General features: G+C 72.6%; 18 protein-coding genes. 9 read left to right on the forward strand and 9 right to left on the reverse strand.

What is annotated here, in order from left to right:
- Window positions 1-183: 183 nt before the first annotated feature.
- Entirely contained in the window at window positions 184-753 is a 570-nt protein-coding gene (locus ACN265_RS27290; RefSeq protein WP_204927460.1) for a TetR/AcrR family transcriptional regulator, read from the reverse strand.
- Window positions 754-838: 85 nt separating this feature from the next.
- Here ACN265_RS27290 and ACN265_RS27295 point away from each other — a divergent pair, with 85 nt between their 5' ends.
- From ACN265_RS27295 to ACN265_RS27310, 4 genes are read left to right on the forward strand one after another with little or no spacing between them, the layout of a single operon-like run.
- Complete coding sequence (locus ACN265_RS27295) at window positions 839-1285, forward strand: DoxX family protein (RefSeq protein ID WP_421410484.1); 447 nt, start codon at window positions 839-841, stop codon at window positions 1283-1285.
- A 25-nt stretch (window positions 1286-1310) separates the two neighbouring features.
- Window positions 1311-1841, forward strand: a complete 531-nt coding sequence (locus ACN265_RS27300) for a MarR family winged helix-turn-helix transcriptional regulator (protein ID WP_421410486.1) — start codon at window positions 1311-1313, stop codon at window positions 1839-1841.
- A complete protein-coding gene (locus ACN265_RS27305) occupies window positions 1835-3568 on the forward strand; it encodes an ABC transporter ATP-binding protein (RefSeq protein ID WP_421410487.1) in 1734 nt (577 codons plus the stop codon). Before ACN265_RS27300 ends, ACN265_RS27305 begins: the two co-directional genes overlap by 7 nt.
- On the forward strand, window positions 3565-5598 hold the full coding sequence (locus ACN265_RS27310; protein WP_421410489.1) for an ABC transporter ATP-binding protein: 2034 nt from the start codon (window positions 3565-3567) through the stop codon (window positions 5596-5598). The genes ACN265_RS27305 and ACN265_RS27310 overlap by 4 nt, the downstream gene beginning before the upstream one ends.
- Window positions 5599-5649: 51 nt before the next feature.
- On the opposite strand, the gene thrS is transcribed toward ACN265_RS27310, so the two are convergent.
- A complete protein-coding gene (gene thrS, locus ACN265_RS27315) occupies window positions 5650-6864 on the reverse strand; it encodes a threonine--tRNA ligase (RefSeq protein ID WP_421410491.1) in 1215 nt (404 codons plus the stop codon).
- A 195-nt stretch (window positions 6865-7059) separates the two neighbouring features.
- A complete protein-coding gene (locus ACN265_RS27320; RefSeq protein ID WP_421410493.1) occupies window positions 7060-7338 on the reverse strand; it encodes an excalibur calcium-binding domain-containing protein in 279 nt (92 codons plus the stop codon).
- A gap of 478 nt (window positions 7339-7816) precedes the next feature.
- Between ACN265_RS27320 and ACN265_RS27325 the strand changes: the two genes are divergently transcribed.
- The 3 genes from ACN265_RS27325 to ACN265_RS27335 are packed head-to-tail and all read left to right on the forward strand — an operon-like array spanning window position 7817 to window position 8513.
- The gene (locus ACN265_RS27325; protein ID WP_421410495.1) at window positions 7817-7990 is read left to right on the forward strand and encodes a hypothetical protein; all 174 of its coding nucleotides are present in this window, start codon (window positions 7817-7819) and stop codon (window positions 7988-7990) included.
- The gene (locus ACN265_RS27330; protein WP_421410497.1) at window positions 7954-8184 is read left to right on the forward strand and encodes a type II toxin-antitoxin system RelE/ParE family toxin; all 231 of its coding nucleotides are present in this window, start codon (window positions 7954-7956) and stop codon (window positions 8182-8184) included. Before ACN265_RS27325 ends, ACN265_RS27330 begins: the two co-directional genes overlap by 37 nt.
- Complete coding sequence (locus tag ACN265_RS27335) at window positions 8181-8513, forward strand: helix-turn-helix domain-containing protein (RefSeq protein ID WP_421410499.1); 333 nt, start codon at window positions 8181-8183, stop codon at window positions 8511-8513. Before ACN265_RS27330 ends, ACN265_RS27335 begins: the two co-directional genes overlap by 4 nt.
- A 69-nt stretch (window positions 8514-8582) precedes the next feature.
- Here ACN265_RS27335 and ACN265_RS27340 read toward each other — a convergent pair whose 3' ends face one another.
- Complete coding sequence (locus tag ACN265_RS27340) at window positions 8583-9986, reverse strand: NAD(P)H-quinone dehydrogenase (protein ID WP_204927453.1); 1404 nt, start codon at window positions 9984-9986, stop codon at window positions 8583-8585.
- Window positions 9987-10092: 106 nt separating this feature from the next.
- Between ACN265_RS27340 and ACN265_RS27345 the strand changes: the two genes are divergently transcribed.
- Entirely contained in the window at window positions 10093-10548 is a 456-nt protein-coding gene (locus tag ACN265_RS27345; protein WP_067304651.1) for a gamma-glutamylcyclotransferase, read from the forward strand.
- A gap of 123 nt (window positions 10549-10671) precedes the next feature.
- Here the strand turns inward: ACN265_RS27345 and ACN265_RS27350 are convergent, their stop codons facing one another.
- The 4 genes from ACN265_RS27350 to ACN265_RS27365 all read right to left on the reverse strand — a co-directional run bounded on the left by ACN265_RS27350 (window position 10672) and on the right by ACN265_RS27365 (window position 14189).
- Window positions 10672-11628: a GNAT family N-acetyltransferase gene (locus ACN265_RS27350; protein ID WP_421410502.1), complete on the reverse strand. Its 957-nt coding sequence runs from the start codon at window positions 11626-11628 to the stop codon at window positions 10672-10674.
- 166 nt (window positions 11629-11794) lie between these two features.
- A complete protein-coding gene (locus tag ACN265_RS27355; RefSeq protein WP_204927451.1) occupies window positions 11795-12544 on the reverse strand; it encodes an SCO6745 family protein in 750 nt (249 codons plus the stop codon).
- Window positions 12545-12575: 31 nt separating this feature from the next.
- Window positions 12576-13556 (reverse strand): hypothetical protein, encoded by a 981-nt coding sequence (locus tag ACN265_RS27360; RefSeq protein ID WP_421410503.1) that lies wholly within the window; start codon window positions 13554-13556, stop codon window positions 12576-12578.
- 3 nt (window positions 13557-13559) lie between these two features.
- On the reverse strand, window positions 13560-14189 hold the full coding sequence (locus ACN265_RS27365; RefSeq protein WP_204927449.1) for an MBL fold metallo-hydrolase: 630 nt from the start codon (window positions 14187-14189) through the stop codon (window positions 13560-13562).
- A gap of 122 nt (window positions 14190-14311) precedes the next feature.
- Between ACN265_RS27365 and ACN265_RS27370 the strand changes: the two genes are divergently transcribed.
- Window positions 14312-15331 carry a DUF4349 domain-containing protein gene (locus ACN265_RS27370; protein WP_421410504.1) on the forward strand — a complete coding sequence of 340 codons (1020 nt, stop codon included), beginning with the start codon at window positions 14312-14314 and terminating at the stop codon, window positions 15329-15331.
- Here the strand turns inward: ACN265_RS27370 and ACN265_RS27375 are convergent.
- Window positions 15288-16550: an amidohydrolase gene (locus ACN265_RS27375; protein WP_363654064.1), complete on the reverse strand. Its 1263-nt coding sequence runs from the start codon at window positions 16548-16550 to the stop codon at window positions 15288-15290. The two genes, ACN265_RS27370 and ACN265_RS27375, sit on opposite strands and share 44 nt — an antisense overlap.
- Window positions 16551-16677 lie beyond the last annotated feature (127 nt).

The following is a 16677-nucleotide window of genomic DNA, read 5'->3' on the forward strand; positions in this document are numbered from 1 at the left end:
CACACCTCCCCCGTTGACTCTTTCCTCTTGATCACCGCACCGGCCGCCCCGCCGGCCCCGATGATCAAGAGGTTTGCGTCAACTCGGAGCGGTGATCTGACGCGAATCTCTTGATCACCGGGGCGAGGGAGGCGGGGCGTGGGGGGCGGGGGCGTGAGGCGAGACGCGGGGCTCGGGAGGAGGTCAGGGTGGGGGGAAGAGGCGGCGGATGACGGTGCGGGCGGCGGTGCGGGGGTCGGCCTCGACGTCGGGGGGTAGTGCGCCGGAGAGCCACAGGGTGGCGAAGCCGTGCACGATCGACCAGGCGGCCAGCGCGTCCGTGCGCGCCTCGCCCGGCTCGGCCCGGTCCGGCGGCAGGGTCGCCACGCCGGTGTGCAGCGCCGCGCCGGACCGTTCCCGGGCGGCCCGGACCTCGGGGGCGTCGGCCCGGTAGAGGTCGGGTCGGAACATCACCTCGAAGTGCGCCCGGTGACGGACGGCGAAGTCCACGTACGCCACGCCCACGTCGAGCAGGTCGTCGCCGGCTGCGGTCAGGGCGGCGGCGAGCAGGTCGAACCCCTCGACGGCGAGAGCGGTGAGCAGTCCCGCCTTGTCGCCGAAGTGGTGGGTCGGGGCGGCGTGGGAGACGCCGGTGCGACGGGCGAGGTCGCGCAGGCTCAGGGCCGCCGGCCCGGCTTCCTCGATCGCCGTCACCGCCGCCTGGAGCAGGACACGGCGCAGGTCGCCGTGGTGGTAGGGCCGGGTGACGGTCATGACACCAGGATAACTTTGCATTGACAAGAAGACCATCGGCGATCAAATCTTGTCAGCATAAAGATTTGCCACCGAGGAGGCATCCATGGTTCCGTTTATCGCTCTGCTCGCCGGAGCCACCGTCGCGCGCCTGGCCGGACTGGCCGGCGTGGACGCGCTCGACGGCTGGCACCCCGCACTCCGCGTCGGGCTGGCACTACTGTTCGTCATGACCGGTTTCGCCCACTTCGCGGCACCCCGTCGGGAGGATCTGATCGCCATGGTCCCGCCCCGGCTGCCCCGACCCGCCATGCTGGTCACCGTCACCGGGGTGCTGGAACTGGCCGGCGCGGTCGGGTTGCTGATCCCGGCCACCGCCCGCCCGAGCGCCGCCGGGTTGGCACTGCTGATGGTCGCGATGTTCCCCGCGAACGTCTCGGCGGCCCGGCGACGCCTGACGCTGGCGGGCCGCCCGGTCACCCCGCTGGGCACACGTACGGCGATGCAGATCCTGTACGTCGGCACCGCTCTGACCATTCTGTTTGGCCCCTGACGGTTTGGGGGCTAACATACTCAACGTGCAGAGGGAACCACTCATCGTCTTCCCCGCCGTGCTCCGTGACGTCCCGCTCGGGCGACTGCTGTCGGTCGCCGGCCACCTCGTCGACCAGCACTGGGGTCGTTACCTGGCCGAACACCACGGCCTCACCCCGGCCGGGATGCGGGTGCTGTTCACCCTGAACCACCTCGACGACGCCACCCACCGGGACGTCGCCGACCGCTGCTTCGTCCGGCCCGCCACCCTCACCGGGATCGTCGACACCCTCGAACGGGACGGCTTCGTCGAGCGTCGCCGCGACGAGGCCGACCGGCGCAGCGTACGACTGGCGCTGACCGACAAGGGGCGGGAACACATCCGCTCCCTGGTCGACCGGATGCGCACCGACACCCCGCTCACCTCCGTCGACGCCGACCCGGCCCGACGCGCGGTGATCCGGGATTTCCTGATCGAGGTCATCACGACCATGTCCGACGGGGAGGACAAGAGGTTGTCAACACAGCACCAGGACACGACCGACCACCCGAGGCCCGGGAGCCATCCGTGCTGATCAGTCTGTTACGCCGCTACCTGCGGCCCTACCACCGGCCACTGGGCGCGGTGGTGCTGCTCCAGTTCGTCGGCACGATGGCCTCGCTCTACCTGCCGAGCCTCAACGCCGACATCATCGACCTGGGGGTGGCCCGGGGCGACACCGACTACATCATCCGTACCGGCGGTTGGATGCTGCTGGTCAGCCTGGTCCAGATCGCCTGCGCGGTGACGGCGGTCTACTTCGGCGCGCGGACCGCGATGGCCTTCGGCCGGGACGTCCGGGCGGCGATCTTCGGGCAGGTCAACCGGTTCTCCGCCCGCGAGGTGGCCCGCTTCGGCGCGCCCTCGCTGATCACCCGCAACACCAACGACGTGCAGCAGGTGCAGATGCTCGTGCTGATGAGCTGCACCATGCTGGTCGCCGCGCCGATCATGAGCGTCGGCGGGGTGGTGATGGCGCTGCGGGAGGACATCGGCCTGTCCTGGCTGATGCTGGTCAGCGTGCCGGTGCTCGCCGTCGCGCTCGGCCTGGTCATCCGCCAGATGGTGCCCGGTTTCCGGCTCATGCAGACCCGCATCGACACGGTCAACCGGGTGCTCCGCGAGCAGATCACCGGCATCCGGGTGGTCCGGGCGTTCGTCCGCGAGCCGTACGAGACGCAGCGGTTCGGGGTGGCCAACGCCGACCTGACCGCCACCGCCCTGCGGGTCGGCCGACTGATGGCGCTGATCTTCCCGGTGGTGATGCTGGTGCTCAACGTCTCCAGCGTCGCCGTACTGTGGTTCGGCGCCCAGCGGGTCGACTCCGGGCAGATCCAGATCGGCGCGCTCACCGCCTTCCTGGCGTACCTGATGCAGATCCTGATGGCCGTCATGATGGCCACCTTCATGCTGATGATGGTGCCGCGCGCGGCGGTCTGCGCCGAACGCGTCACCGAGGTGCTGGACACCGAGTCCTCGGTGGTCCCGGCGGCCAACCCGGTCACCCGGGTCGAGGGCCACGGTGAGCTGGAGCTGCGCGGCGTGGCCTTCCAGTACCCGGGGGCCAGCGCGCCGGTGCTGCACGACATCTCGTTCCGGGCCACCCCGGGGCGGACCACCGCCGTGATCGGGTCGACCGGCGCCGGCAAGACCACCCTGCTGACCCTGATCCCCCGGCTGGTCGACCCGACCGCCGGCACCGTGCTGGTCGACGGGGTCGACGTCCGCGAGCTGGCCCCGGAGGAGCTGTGGCGGCGGATCGGCCTGGTGCCGCAGAAGCCGTACCTGTTCACCGGCACGGTGGCGAGCAACCTGCGCTACGGCAATCCCGACGCCACCGACGAGGACCTGTGGACGGCGTTGGAGATCGCCCAGGCCCGCGACTTCGTGGCCCAGATGCCCGGTGGCCTCGACGCGGCGATCGCGCAGGGCGGCACGAACGTCTCCGGCGGGCAGCGGCAACGCCTCGCCATCGCGCGGGCACTCGTCCGTAAGCCGGAGATCTACCTGTTCGACGACTCGTTCTCGGCGCTCGACCTGGGCACCGACGCCCGGTTGCGGGCCGCGCTGCGCCCGGTCACCGCCGACGCGGCAGTGGTGATCGTGGCCCAACGGGTCTCCACGATCATCGACGCCGACCAGATCATCGTGTTGGAGGACGGAGGCGTGGTCGGGATGGGCCGACACGACGAGCTGCTCGACACCTGCCCGACGTACGCCGAGATCGTGGCGTCGCAGCAGACTGCGGGGGTGCCGGCATGACCGCCGTACCCGAGCAGAAGAAGGCCCCGGAGGAGACCACGCCGAAGCGGCTGCCGGCGGCCGGCCGGCGCGGCGGTGGGCCGCCGTGGATGAGCGCCGGCATGCCGGCGGAGAAGTCGATGAACTTCGGGCCGTCGGCCCGCCGGCTGCTCGGCCGGCTGCGACCGCACCGGGTGACGCTGACCGGCATCATCGCCCTGGCGGTGACCAGCGTGGGGTTCAGCGTGATCGGGCCGAAGATCCTCGGCCACGCCACCGACATCATCTTCGCCGGGGTGATCGGCCGGCAGCTTCCCCCCGGCACCACCGTCGACCAGGCGGTGTCCGGGATGCGGGCTGCCGGCAACGACAACCTCGCCGACATGGTCGCCCGGATGGACGTGGTCCCCGGGGCGGGCATCGACTTCGACGCCCTCGGCCGGACGCTGCTGTTCGCCCTCGGCCTCTACGTGGCCGCCAGCCTGCTGATGTGGTGGCAGGGTTGGCTGCTCAACGGGGTGGTCCAGGCCACCGTGCTGCGGCTGCGCGCCGAGGTGGAGGAGAAACTCAACCGGCTGCCGCTGCCCTACTTCGACAGGCAGCCACGCGGCGAGCTGCTCAGCCGGGTCACCAACGACATCGACAACATCTCGCAGACCCTGTCGCAGACGCTGAGCCAACTGCTCACCTCGCTGCTGACCGTGGTCGGCGTGCTGGCGATGATGTTCTGGATCTCGCCGCTGCTGGCGCTGGTCGCGCTGGTCGCGGTTCCGCTGTCGGTGATCGTGACGCAGCAGATCGCCAAGCGGTCGCAGCAGAAGTTCATCGCCCAGTGGACCCACACCGGCGAGCTGAACGGCCAGATCGAGGAGGCGTTCACCGGCCACGAGCTGGTCAAGGTCTTCGGGCGCTCCCCGGAGGTGGAGGCCAGCTTCCGTGCCAAGAACGAGGAGCTGTTCCGGGCCAGCTTCGGTGCCCAGTTCATCTCCGGGATCATCATGCCGGCGATGATGTTCGTCGGGAACCTCAGCTACGTGGCGATCGCCGTGGTCGGTGGGCTGCGGGTGGCGTCGGGGGCGATGAGCCTCGGTGACGTGCAGGCGTTCATCCAGTACTCGCGGCAGTTCACCCAGCCGCTGACGCAGGTCGCCTCGATGGCGAACCTGCTCCAGTCCGGGGTGGCCTCCGCCGAGCGGGTCTTCGCCGTGCTCGACGCCGACGAGCAGAGCCCCGACCCGGCCACGCCGGCCCGGGTCGTCGAACCGCACGGGAGGGTCGAGTTCGAGAACATCTCCTTCCGGTACGACCCGCAGACCCCGCTGATCGACGACCTGTCCCTGGTCGCCGAGCCGGGTCACACCGTGGCCATCGTCGGCCCGACCGGCGCCGGCAAGACCACCCTGGTCAACCTGGTGATGCGCTTCTACGAACTGGACTCCGGGCGGATCACCCTCGACGGGGTGGACATCACCACGCTGCGCCGCGACGACCTGCGCGGCCGGATCGGCATGGTGCTCCAGGACACCTGGCTGTTCGGCGGCACCATCCGGGACAACATCGCCTACGGCCGGCCGGACGCCACCGAGGAGGAGATCCTCGCCGCCGCGCGGGCCACCTTCGTGGACCGGTTCGTCCGTAGCCTCCCCGACGGGTACGACACCGTCATCGACGAGGAGGGCAGCAACGTCAGCGCCGGTGAGAAGCAGCTCATCACCATCGCGCGGGCGTTCCTGGCGGAGCCGTCGCTGCTGATCCTGGACGAGGCGACCAGCTCGGTGGACACCCGCACCGAGGTGCTGCTGCAACGGGCGATGGCGGCGCTGCGGTCCGACCGGACCAGTTTCGTCATCGCGCACCGGCTGTCCACCATCCGCGACGCCCACCTGATCCTGATGATGGAGAACGGGCGGATCGTCGAGCAGGGCACCCACCAGCAACTGCTCGCCGCGCGGGGGGCGTACCACCGGCTCTACCAGGCGCAGTTCGCCGCAGCGGTGGTCGAGGACGAGGCCGCACCGGCAGCGGCGGCACCGGCACCGGCCCGGGGCTGAGTGACGAAGCGGTGCGGGGGCCGGGGGCATCCTCCCCCGACCCCCGCACCGTCAGCCGGCGGGAAGCAGTTGCGCCGAGCGGGCCGCCACCACCGCGTCGATCAGCCGCACCGCGTCCGCCGCCGGCATCGGGTCGAGGCTGCGGCCGTCGCGCAGCCGCAGGGCCACCGCGTCGTCGGCGGCCTCCCGGGCACCGACCACCCCGACGTACGGCACCCGGCGGCGGGCCGCGTCGCGGACCCGGGCACCCAGCGAGCCGCCCGCGTCCACCTCGACCCGCAGCCCGGCGTCGATCGCCCGCCGGGCCACCCGGGCCACCGCGTCGGCCTGCCCGGCGTCGACCGGCAGGAGCAGCAGCTGCACCGGGGCGTACCAGGGCGGGAAGGCGCCCTCGTGCGCCTCGATCAGGTAGGCGAACAGTCGCTCCATGCTCCCGACCAGGCTGCGGTGCACCAGCACCGGCCGTCGCCGGGCACCCGCCGCATCGGTGTACGACAGGTCGAACTTCTCCGGCTTGTCGAAGTCGATCTGCACGGTGGAGATGGTCGACTCCCGGCCGGCCGCGTCGACCACCTGGATGTCGATCTTCGGGCCGTAGAAGGCGGCCTCGCCGGGCGACTCCACGTGGTCCACCCCGTCGAGGGCGGCCCGCAGCAGCTCCTCGGCCCGTGCCCAGGACGCGTCGTCGCCGACGTACCTCGCGCCCGGCCCGCGCAGCGACAACCGGAACCCGGACGGGCGGACGCCGAGCGCCGCGTGCGCCTGGCGGATCAGCCGCAGGATCTCCCGCACCTCGTCGCCGACCTGCTCCAGGGTGCAGAAGTTGTGCGCGTCGTTGAGCGAGATCGCCCGCACCCGGGCCAGCCCGCCGAGCACCCCGGACCGTTCCGCCCGGTACATCCCGCCCAGCTCGCCGACGCGCAGCGGCAGCTCCCGGTAGGAGCGGCCCCGGGCCCGGTAGACCAGCGCGTGGTGCGGGCAGAGCGCCGGCCGGAGCAGCAACTCGTCGTCGCCCATCCGCATCGGTGGGAACATCTCGTCGGCGAAGTGGCCGAGGTGCCCGGAGAGCGCGAACAACTCGCGCCTGCCCAGCGGCGGGGAGTACACGTGCTGGTAGCCGGCCCGGCGTTCCAGCTCGCGGACGTACTCCTCGACGGCGTGCCGGGCCGCCGCGCCGGCCGGCAGCCAGATCGGCAGCCCGGCGCCCGCCAGCGGGTCGGAGACGAACAGGTCCAGTTCGCGGCCGAGCCTACGGTGGTCGATCATGTCGCGCTCCTTGATCGGGTACGACCCGGAGGCGACCGTGCCCGCGACGCCACGAGGCCCCGGGCGGATCGCCCGGGGCCTCGTCGACGGAAGACGTCAGTGCGGCGCGCCGGGATCTCCCGGCGTCGTGGTCACCACAGCACTGCGCATGCGGTCACCGTACGACCTCCGCGATGACCCGGGCGAGCGCATTTTTCAGCGCTTCTCGCAGGCGACCTTGTCCTTGTCCCGGTCCAGGTGGGTGTTCTTGGCATAGACCGAGTCGGACACGGTGAAGTTCGTGACGGGTTTGGTGCTGCCCCGGACCTTGTCCTTCGCCCCCTTCCTGCCCACCCCGTGCTTGTACTTCTTGTTCAGCGCGGTGCAGTTCTTGTACCTCGTCGCCCCCGCCTCGACCGGGCCGGTCACGACGACGAGGGTGCTGCCGAGCGCCAGGGTCACGACGAGCGCACCCCGCACCAGCGTGGAAAGCATCTACGAGCCTCCGAAAGAATGTCGGTTGGGCCCGGGACGCTATCCGAGCGGCACCCGTGGGCGGAGCCTGCTGTCCGCGTGCCGACAACCGCTGTGCCCGAACGGCGATCATCCCTCCGCCAAATTCGGCGCGGATGCGCCGCACCGGCAGTGACACGCGTACCCGTCGTGGTGGCGGTACCGGAAAGGGGGAGGGTCGCCGGCACGGGACCTGCCGGCGACCCTCGGCGGCCCGCTCGTCAGGAACGGGGGACCTGACGGTGTGGGGACCGCGTACTCAACGGTACGCCGACGCCCTCCGCTTCGCCGACCCCCTCCCGACGGCCGCGCCGGGCGGCAGCCGCCGTGCGGCGGGCGGCACACCACCCTGGTATGCGCAGCCACGCGGTCACCGAAGGTGGCCGTGGTCAGCGCGACCGGCCCGGTCTCCGGTACGGGAAACCTCGGCAAGCCCATAAGGTTCGCTTATATTGGGCAGGTGTGGGACGTCAGGCTGCATCCCGAGGTGGAGGCGTGGTTCCTCGACCTGTGCCGCGTCGATCCGGCCAGCGCGGATCTGGTGGGTGAGGCCATCGACCTGCTCGCCGAGCACGGCCCGGCACTGGGCGTCCACTGGTGGACCGGCTCAAGGGCAGCTCGTTCCATCACATGAAAGAGCTGCGACCAGGGTCGAGTGGCACCACGGAGATCAGGATGATCTTCGCCTTCGATCCGCTACGTGAGGCGGTCTTCCTGGTCGCCGGCGACAAGTCGGGTCAGTGGCAGAGTTGGTACCGGAAGGCCGTGCCACTCGCCGACGCAAGGTTCGAGGAACACCTGATCGCACCGAAGGAAGCGCAACGATGAGCAACGGTTCCGATTGGCGTGAGGTCAGGGCCAAGGCGCGTGAGATCGACCCCTCCTGGGACGACCCCGAGCGGGTCGCCCGTCGTGGTCGATTCCGGGAAAGGATGCTCGCCTCCGTCAGCGGCGCGCAACTGGCCGACATCCGCCGGCAGCTCGGCATGACCCAACAACAGCTCGCCGAGGCCGCCGGCCTGTCCCAGGCCCGGATCAGCCAGATCGAGAACGGCGAGCACACCAGCCTGGAATCGCTCCGCGCCTATGTCACCGGCCTAGGCGGCCAGGTGGACGTGGTCGCCCGCATCGGAAACATCCGGCTCAACGTGGCCTGACCACACGCCGTCCCGGCCCGGGTCGGATATCGGCCGAAGCACGACCGACGCCCGACCCGGGTCAGGGGGTCATTCGAGTTCGTGGAGCATGAGCTGACGGGCGGCCTCGGTGATCGAACCGGACAGGCTCGGGTAGATCGTGATGGTCTGGGCCAGCTCGTTGACGGTGAGGTTGTTCTCGATCGCCATGGTGATCGGCAGGATCAGCTCACTGGCCTTGGGAGCCACCACCACGCCGCCGACCACCTGGCCGGTGGACGGGCGGCAGAACAGCTTGACGAAGCCGTCCGCCAGGTCGTCCATCTTCGCGCGGGCGTTACCGGTCAGCGGCAACATCACCTGGCGGGCCAGGGTCCGGCCGGCGTCCGCCTCATCCTGGGAGACGCCGACGGTGGCCAGTTCCGGGTCGGTGAAGACGTTCGCGGCGACGGTACGCAGCCGCAACGGCCGGACCGCCTCACCGAGGGCGTGCCACATCGCGATCCGACCCTGCATGGCGGCGACGCTGGCCAGCGGCAGGACCCCGGTGCAGTCGCCGGCGGCGTAGATGCCGGGGACGTTGGTACGCGACACCCGGTCGACCGTGACGTAACCGCCCTTGGCCAGCTCGACGCCGTACTCGGCGAGGCCGAGGTCGGCGGTGTTCGGGATCGAGCCGACGGCGATCAGGGCGTGCGAACCGGTCACCACCCGGCCGTCGGAGAGGACCACCTCGACGCCGTCGCCGACGCGTCGGACCGCGTCCGCCCGGGAGTTGTTGAGGATGGTCATGCCCCGGCTGCGGAAGACGTGCTCGATGGCCATCGCCGCGTCGGCGTCCTCGTGCGGCATCACCCGGTCCCGGCTGGACACCAGGGTCACCTCGACCCCCATCGCCAGGTAGGCGCTGGCGAACTCGGCCCCGGTGACGCCGGAACCCACCACGATCAGGTGGGCGGGCAGCTCGGGCAGGTCGTACACCTGCCGCCAGGTGAGGATGCGTTCCCCGTCGGGCAGCGCGGTGGGGAGCTGACGCGGGGTGGCGCCGGTGGCGACCAGCACGGTGGAGGCGTCGATCGCGTACTCCGCGCCGCCGTCGGCGGGGGTGACGACGACCCGGTGGGTGTGACCGAGAGTGTCCTCACCCATCCGGGCGGTGCCCGCGACGAAGGTCACGCCCGCCTTGATCAGCTTGGCGTGGATGTCGGCGGACTGGGCCAGGGCGAGCCGCTTCACCCGCGCGTGCACGGCCGGCGCGTCGACCGTGACCGCCTCCAGGCCGTCGGAGTGGATGCCGAACTCGTCGGTGTCCCGGTAGCCGGTCACCACCTCCGAGCTGGCGATGAAGGTCTTCGAGGGGACGCAGTCGGAGAGTACGCATGCCCCTCCCGCGCCCTCGGCCTCCACCACGGTGACGTCGGCGTCCAGCTGGGCGGCGACCAGGGCCGCCTCGTAGCCGGCCGGCCCCCCGCCGATGATCACGATGTGGCTCACAGCCCTCGCCCTTCCTCGGTGCTCACAGTGACTTTCTTCTCCCGAACCCGTCCGACACGCACTGTCGTATTCTCCCCCACCCGTTCGCCGGGCTATCGTCATCGCCGTGCGTCACTACGCGGCCTACGGCTCAAACCTGGACCCCGCCCGGATGCGGGCCTACTGCCCGCACTCGCCCATGGTGGGCGTCGGCTGGTTGGAGGGGTGGCGGCTGACCTTCGCCGGTGAGGACGTGATCGGCTGGGAGGGTTCCGTCAGCACCGTGGTGGAGTCCCCGGGTGACCGGGTCTTCGTGGCGCTGTACGACATCGACCCGTACGACGCCGCCCAGCTCGACGAGCTGGAGGGCGTCACCGCCGGCACGTACCGCAAACTCACCGTGCGGGTCTCGACGCTGGACGGGGACGTGACCGCCTGGGTGTACGTCTTCGACGGCTACGAGGGCGGCCTGCCGACCGCCTGGTACCTGTCGGAGATCGCCAACGCCGCCGAGAAGGCGGGCGCGCCCGACGACTACGTCTCCGAGCTGCGGTCCCGCCCCACCGGCACCGCCTCGGCGTAACGCGTATCGCACCCGTCCAGTGTGCTCCCGGCGGCGGGGCCACCCGACGGCGACCCCGCCGGGCGTCGGCCGGCCCACACCGGGCCGGCCGACGGTGACCGGCCCGCACCCGGGCCGGTCCGCTCAGGCGGCGGGCACGCTGCGCTCGTACAGGTCGATCCAACGGGTCTCGTGCAGCCCGACCGACCGGTAGAGGGTGACCGGGGTGGTCGGGTTGGCCAGGTCGAAGCCGAGCCCGGCGTGTCCCCGGCCCTTGGCCGCGTAGACCGCGAACGCCCGTCGCAGCAGCGCCGCACCCACCCCGCGCCGCCGGTACGCGGGCAGCACCGACAGCGTGCGTACCCAGCCCGAATCCTGTTCCAGCGCCTGGTCCGACGAGTTGAGCGCGCCGGCCGGCTCGCCGTCGACCTCGGCGATGAACCACTCGTCCCAGACCCGCCCGCCGTCGGTGAGCCGGTCCCGCCAGCCCTCGAACCCGGCCGGCTCGTAGTCCGGGGTGTCCCGGAAGGCGGTGTCGTGGATGTGGTGGAACAGCCGCAGGTCGGCCTCGTCACCGGCCCGCACCGGCCGGACGGTCACCCCGGGCGGGGGCGGCGGCTCGGCGGGCAGGTCGGCCAGGGACCGGCTCATCCGCACGTACCGTTTGGCCCGGGTGAACCCGGCGTCGGTCAGCTCGCCGGCCCAGCGGGTCTCCGGCGCGCAGACGGCGGCGCGGACGGTCAGCGCGGGCCGGCCCCGCTCGGTGGCGCGTTCGGCGACCCGGTGCAGCATCCGGTCGAGCAGCACGGCCCGCAGCGCCGTCGCCCGCTCCGGGTCGACGAAGACGTCGAGTTGTTCGCGGCCCACCCCGGTCGGGTTGTCGACCACGCTCCAGCCGACCACCCGATGATCAGGATCGGTCAGCACCCAGGAGTCGTGCTGCGGGTCGAAGAACGGCGCGGTCAGCGCGGCCCGGACGTCGTCGGCGTCGAAGTCGGGGTAACCGATGGCGAACGTGTCGGCGGCGTGCACCACGGCGAGCAGCGCGGGCACGTCGTCCAGGGTGGGGCGGCGGGCGGTCCAACCGGCGGGAAGTGTCACGCCGCAGATCCTGGCAGCCCCGCCCGCCACCCCGCCGCCGATTTTCCGGGCCATCGGCCGGTCACGCCGGTACCGGGCCCGGCCACCGGCTGACCGGGCGGGCCGGGCCGCGTCAGACCGGCCAGCGCCAGACCGGGCCGCCGTCCGACCGGACCCGGTCGGCGGGTCAGCCGTCCGCGTCGGCGCGCAGCCGGGCCCGTACGTCGGTGAGCAACTCGATCAGCTCCCGGCCCTCCGCCGGACGCAGCGCCCGGAACCCGGCTGCGGCCAACCGGTCGGTCACCGCCTCGGCCCAGAGCCGACGCCGCACCAGCGGCCCGACCGGCGGATACGGCGGGGACCACCCGCAGGCCGCCGCCCCGGCCTCCCCCTCCGGCCCGGCCAGCACCGCCTCCAGCGGGGTCATCCCGGCGGCCCGTACGGCGAGCAGGTAGGCCCCGGTGAAGTGTTCCCGCAGCAGCAGCAGCGCCACGGCGGCCCGGGCACCCTCGGCGTGCGCGGGCAGCGGCATCGCCCGCCAGGCGGCGAACAGCGGCATGCCCGTCGCGTCGGCGGCGGCCACCACCCGTTCCAGCAGGGCGGTCAGCCGGGGTGTGCCGGGCAGGTCGTCGAGATGCTGGGCACCCCACCGGCAGCACTCGGTCAGGTGGGCGGTGGCCACCTCCAACGGCCGGACCACCCGCACGGCGGTGTCCCATCCGTCGGCGACCGCCTCCGGGGCGAGGAAGCCGAGCGCCGCCGCCACCGTCTCGGCCCGGATGTCGCCCAGTGCGCCGGCCCGCCCGGTGACGTAGAACGCCCAGCCCGGGATGCCCATCGTCCTGGCCCGGCGCAGGGTCCCCGGGCAGCGGGTGAACAACTCCCCCAGTTCCAGCACGGCGGGTTTGCTCCCGGCGGCCACCTGCTCCGGCGTCATCCCGCACGCCCGCAACACGCATTCATCGCGTTCAGTCTGCCTCCTCACCGCCCGCCGTGGGGTCCGCCTCCTCGGCATCCACCGCCTCGATCGCGCCCTGCACCTCACCGGTGCGGCGGCGGGCCACGGTCAGCGTCCGCTCGGCCGCCCGGCGGGCCAGTTTCGCCCGGCTCAGCTCCTGTTCGGCGACGGCCCGACGACGCTCCAGTTCGGCCAGTTCCCCCTCGATCCGGTCGAGCGCCGCGACGCTGTCCCGCTCGGCCGTCGTCGTGCCGTCCAGGTCCCGTTCGGCCTGCCGCTGGGCGGCCCGCGCGGCCGTCAGCTCCCGGTCCAGGGCGCGGCGGCGCTTCGCCCGTTCGGCCCGCGCGGCCCGCGCCGCCGCCTGCGCGTCCCGGGCCCGTCGCGCCCCGCCCCGGTCGGCCTCCCGCTGCGGTACGACGTCCGCCTCCCCGCCGCCGGCACGCTCCGCCCCGCCACCGGCAGCCGCCTCAGCGCCGCCGGTGACCAGTCGGAGCTGCGGGCGGGGCACCTCGCCGAAGCCGGAGTGGTGCACCGCCTTCAGCAGCCGTCCGGTGCGGACCTGTTCGGCGACCGTGGCGTCGGCGAGCGCCGCGTGCAGGGTGGCCTCGACCTCGGCCAGCGGGAGCCGGGCGGCGGGCGGCGCCTCGGGAAGGCCGGCGGCGATCCGGCGTACCTCGGTGACCAGGGCGGCGACCAGTTCCCGCCGCTGGGCGGACAGTTCCCGCAGCCGGGGGCCCTTGAGGTCACGCTGGGCGGTGCGCAGCGCCTCGGCCAGCGGCCCGAGGTCGGCGACCAGTTCGGGACGGTCCAGGGCGAGCAGGTTCACCAGCCAGGCCGCCACCGTGGGTCGTTTCCAGCCGGCGATCCGCCGGGCGGTGGCCGGGTCGCCGGCCTGGCGGGCCTCGGCGACGGCGGCGTCCCGGGCGGCGACGAACCGGTCGGGCGGGGTGCGGTAGAGCTGCCGGGCCAGCTCGGACTCGTCGACGGCCACGGTTCAGGCGTCGATCCGGCTGCCCGGCTCCAGCCGCTGGTAGTCGGTGCGGGACAGCGCCGTGTACTGCCGGTCGAGCACGCCGTAGCCGTTGTCGTTGAGCAGCGCGTCGTGCAGGGCGTACGCCCGGCGCGGGGCGACCGCCCGGATGAAGTCGACCACCTCGGAGAACTTCGACCAGGGCGCGTGGATCGGGGCGAAGAGGGTCTGCACCTCGACGTCGGTGGGGACGTGCAGCGCGTCGCCGGGGTGGTAGACCGTGTCGTCGAACAGGTAGCCGACGTTCTCCACCACCGGGATGTCGGGGTGGATGACGGCGTGCCGGCCGCCGACGGCGCGGACCGGGATGCCGGCGGCGGTGAAGGTGTCGCCCGGGGCGACCGGGGTGAGGGCCTGCGCCGCGTCGCCGAGGACCGCCCCGAGCGCGGCCGGCCCGTACACCGGCAGTGGTGCCCGGTCCAGCCGCCGGGTGAGCGCGGCCACGTCGAGGTGGTCGGGATGTTCGTGGGTGACCAGCACCGCGTCCGCCCCGTCCAGCGCCGCCGCCTCGCTGAACACGCCGGGGTCGACGACCAGCACCGCCCCGTCGCGTTCGATGCGGAGGCAGGAGTGCGTGTACTTGGTGAGCCGCATCGTGACTCCTCGAATATCGAATCGTGATGTCCTCAGCGCAGTCTGCCGGAACCGGAGCGGCCGTGCGCCGCGTCCGAGCTATCGCCCCGGAACCGGGGGGACGGACGACGACGGGAGCGGGGATGACACTGAGGACGGCGAGAACCGGGGCGCGGGCCCTGGCGGCGACGGGGCTGGCGGCGCTGCTGCTGGCCGGGTGCGGGGCGGCCGACCGCGACGGCAGTTCGGCCGGTTCCGCGCCGCAGGAGAAGGCGCCGGCGCAGGAGGCGCCGGGGGGCGCGGCACCGGACCGGGACGCGGCGGCGGGACAGGCCGGTACGGGCGCTGCCGACCTGCGCGTCGACCAGCGGGCGATCATCTACACCGGAACGATGCGGGTGCAGGTGGACGACGTGGAGGCGGCGGCCCGGCGGGCGGTGGCGGCGGTCACCGCCACCGGCGGGTTCGTCGGCGGCGACCAGCGGCGCAGCGTCTCGGCGTCCGCGCAGGCGGAACTGGAGCTGAGGGTGCCGGCGGCGAAGTTCACCGCGCTCGTCGACGAACTGGCCACCTACGGACGGCAGCAGCGCCGCGAGATCCGTACCCAGGACGTCACCGAGGAGACCGTCGACCTGGACGCCCGGATCACCACGCAGCGGGCCCGGGTGGACAGTGCCCGGCGGCTGTTGGCCCGCGCCAACACGGTGTCCGAGCTGGTCTCGCTGGAGAACGAGGTGAGCCGCCGGGAGGCGGATCTGGCCTCGCTGGAGGCGAAGAAGCGTCGGCTGGCCGACCTGACGGCGCTCTCCACGGTCACGGTGACCTTCGTCGGCCGGGACGCCTCGACGGCCGACGACGGGCAGAAGGAGGACCGGACCGGTTTCATGGTGGGCCTGCGCGGTGGTTGGACCGTCTTCCTCGCCTCGATGGGCGTGCTGCTCACCGTGCTGGGGGCGTTGCTGCCCTGGCTGCTGCTGATCGGGGTGCCCGTGACGGTGGCCGTGGTGCTGCTGCGTCGGCGACGCCGCCAGCGGCGGCCCGCGCCGCCGGTGGGACCGGGCGGCGGGGGACACCCGCCGATGCCTGGTGGACCGGGCGGCGGGGGCCACCCGCCGGTGCCTAGCGGACCGCCGCCAGTGCCCGCAACGCGGTCTGCACCATGAGCCGCACCCCGACCGGGATGGCCCGCTCGTCGACGTCGAACGACGCGCGGTGCAGGTCGACGGTGGGGCCGCCGACCCGGCCGACGCCGAGCCGGGCCAACGCGCCGGGGACGTGTTCGAGGTACCAGGAGAAGTCCTCACCGCCCATGCTCTGCGGCGTCTCCGCGATCCCCTCCGGGCCGAGCGCGGCGGCGGTGGCGGCGGTGAGGATGCCGATGGCGCGGGCGTCGTTGCTGACCGGCGGCCGGCCGCGCAGGTATTCCAGGTCGACGGTGGCGCCGGTGGGCGCGATGACGTCCCGGACGACCTGAGCGACGATCTGGGGGGCCCGCTCCCAGGTGTCGCGGTCCATCACCCGCAGGGTGCCGGCCGCGCACGCCTCGGACGGGATGACGTTGTACCGGGTGCCGGCCGAGGCGTGGCCGAACACCAGCAGCAGCCCGCTGTTGGCCGGCACCCGGCGGGTGACCAGGGCCGGAACCTCGGTGACCAGGCGGCCGAGCGCGTCGACCAGGTCGACGGTCAGGTGCGGACGGGCGGTGTGCCCGCCGGGCCCGCTGAGTCTCACGGTGACGTTGTCGGCCGCCGCGGTGATCGGGCCGACCCGCAGCCCCACCTTCCCCACCGGCTGGTTGGGGTCGCAGTGCAGCGCGAAGATCTGGACGACGTCCTCCAGGCCACCGGCCTCGATGACCTCCAGCGAGCCGCAGGGCAGGATCTCCTCGGCCGGCTGGAAGATCAGCCGGACCCGGCCGTCGAGCTGGCCCGCGTCGGCGAGCTGGGCCAGCAGCATGCCGACGCCGAGCAGCACCGCGGTGTGCACGTCGTGACCGCAGGCGTGGCAGACCCCCTCCACGGTGGACCGGTAGGGGACCTCCTTGGGGTCGGTCAGCGGCAACGCGTCGATGTCGGCGCGGAGCGCGACGACCGGACCGTCCGGCCGCCCGTCGATGTCGCAGATCACCCCGTTGCCCTTGGGCAGCAGTCGGGGGTGCAACCCGGCGAGGGTGAGTTCCCGGGCGATCAGCGCCGCCGTCTCGAACTCCTCCCCGGACAGTTCCGGGTGGGAGTGGAGGTGGCGGCGGGTGGCGATCAGACCGGGCACCCGCAGCGCGAGCAGGTGATCCAGATCGTGGGGCAGGGGCTGGGACCCGGACGGCGCCTCCGGCCAGGACGACGCCAGCTGGCTGCCGTTCGGCAGCGTCAACGCACTCGTCACGTCGAATTCTCGATCACTAGAAATGGATGGATCTTCAGGGAGGACAGCAGACAGCCTAGACCTCCGATGGTGACGCTGCGCAACCTCGTTACGGTAGCGATCAGAGCGCACAGCGTCACGTAAGCCC

Origin of the sequence: Micromonospora sp. WMMD730 (assembly GCF_049178955.1) — a bacterium.
In the GTDB taxonomy this organism is placed as follows: domain Bacteria; phylum Actinomycetota; class Actinomycetes; order Mycobacteriales; family Micromonosporaceae; genus Micromonospora; species Micromonospora wenchangensis.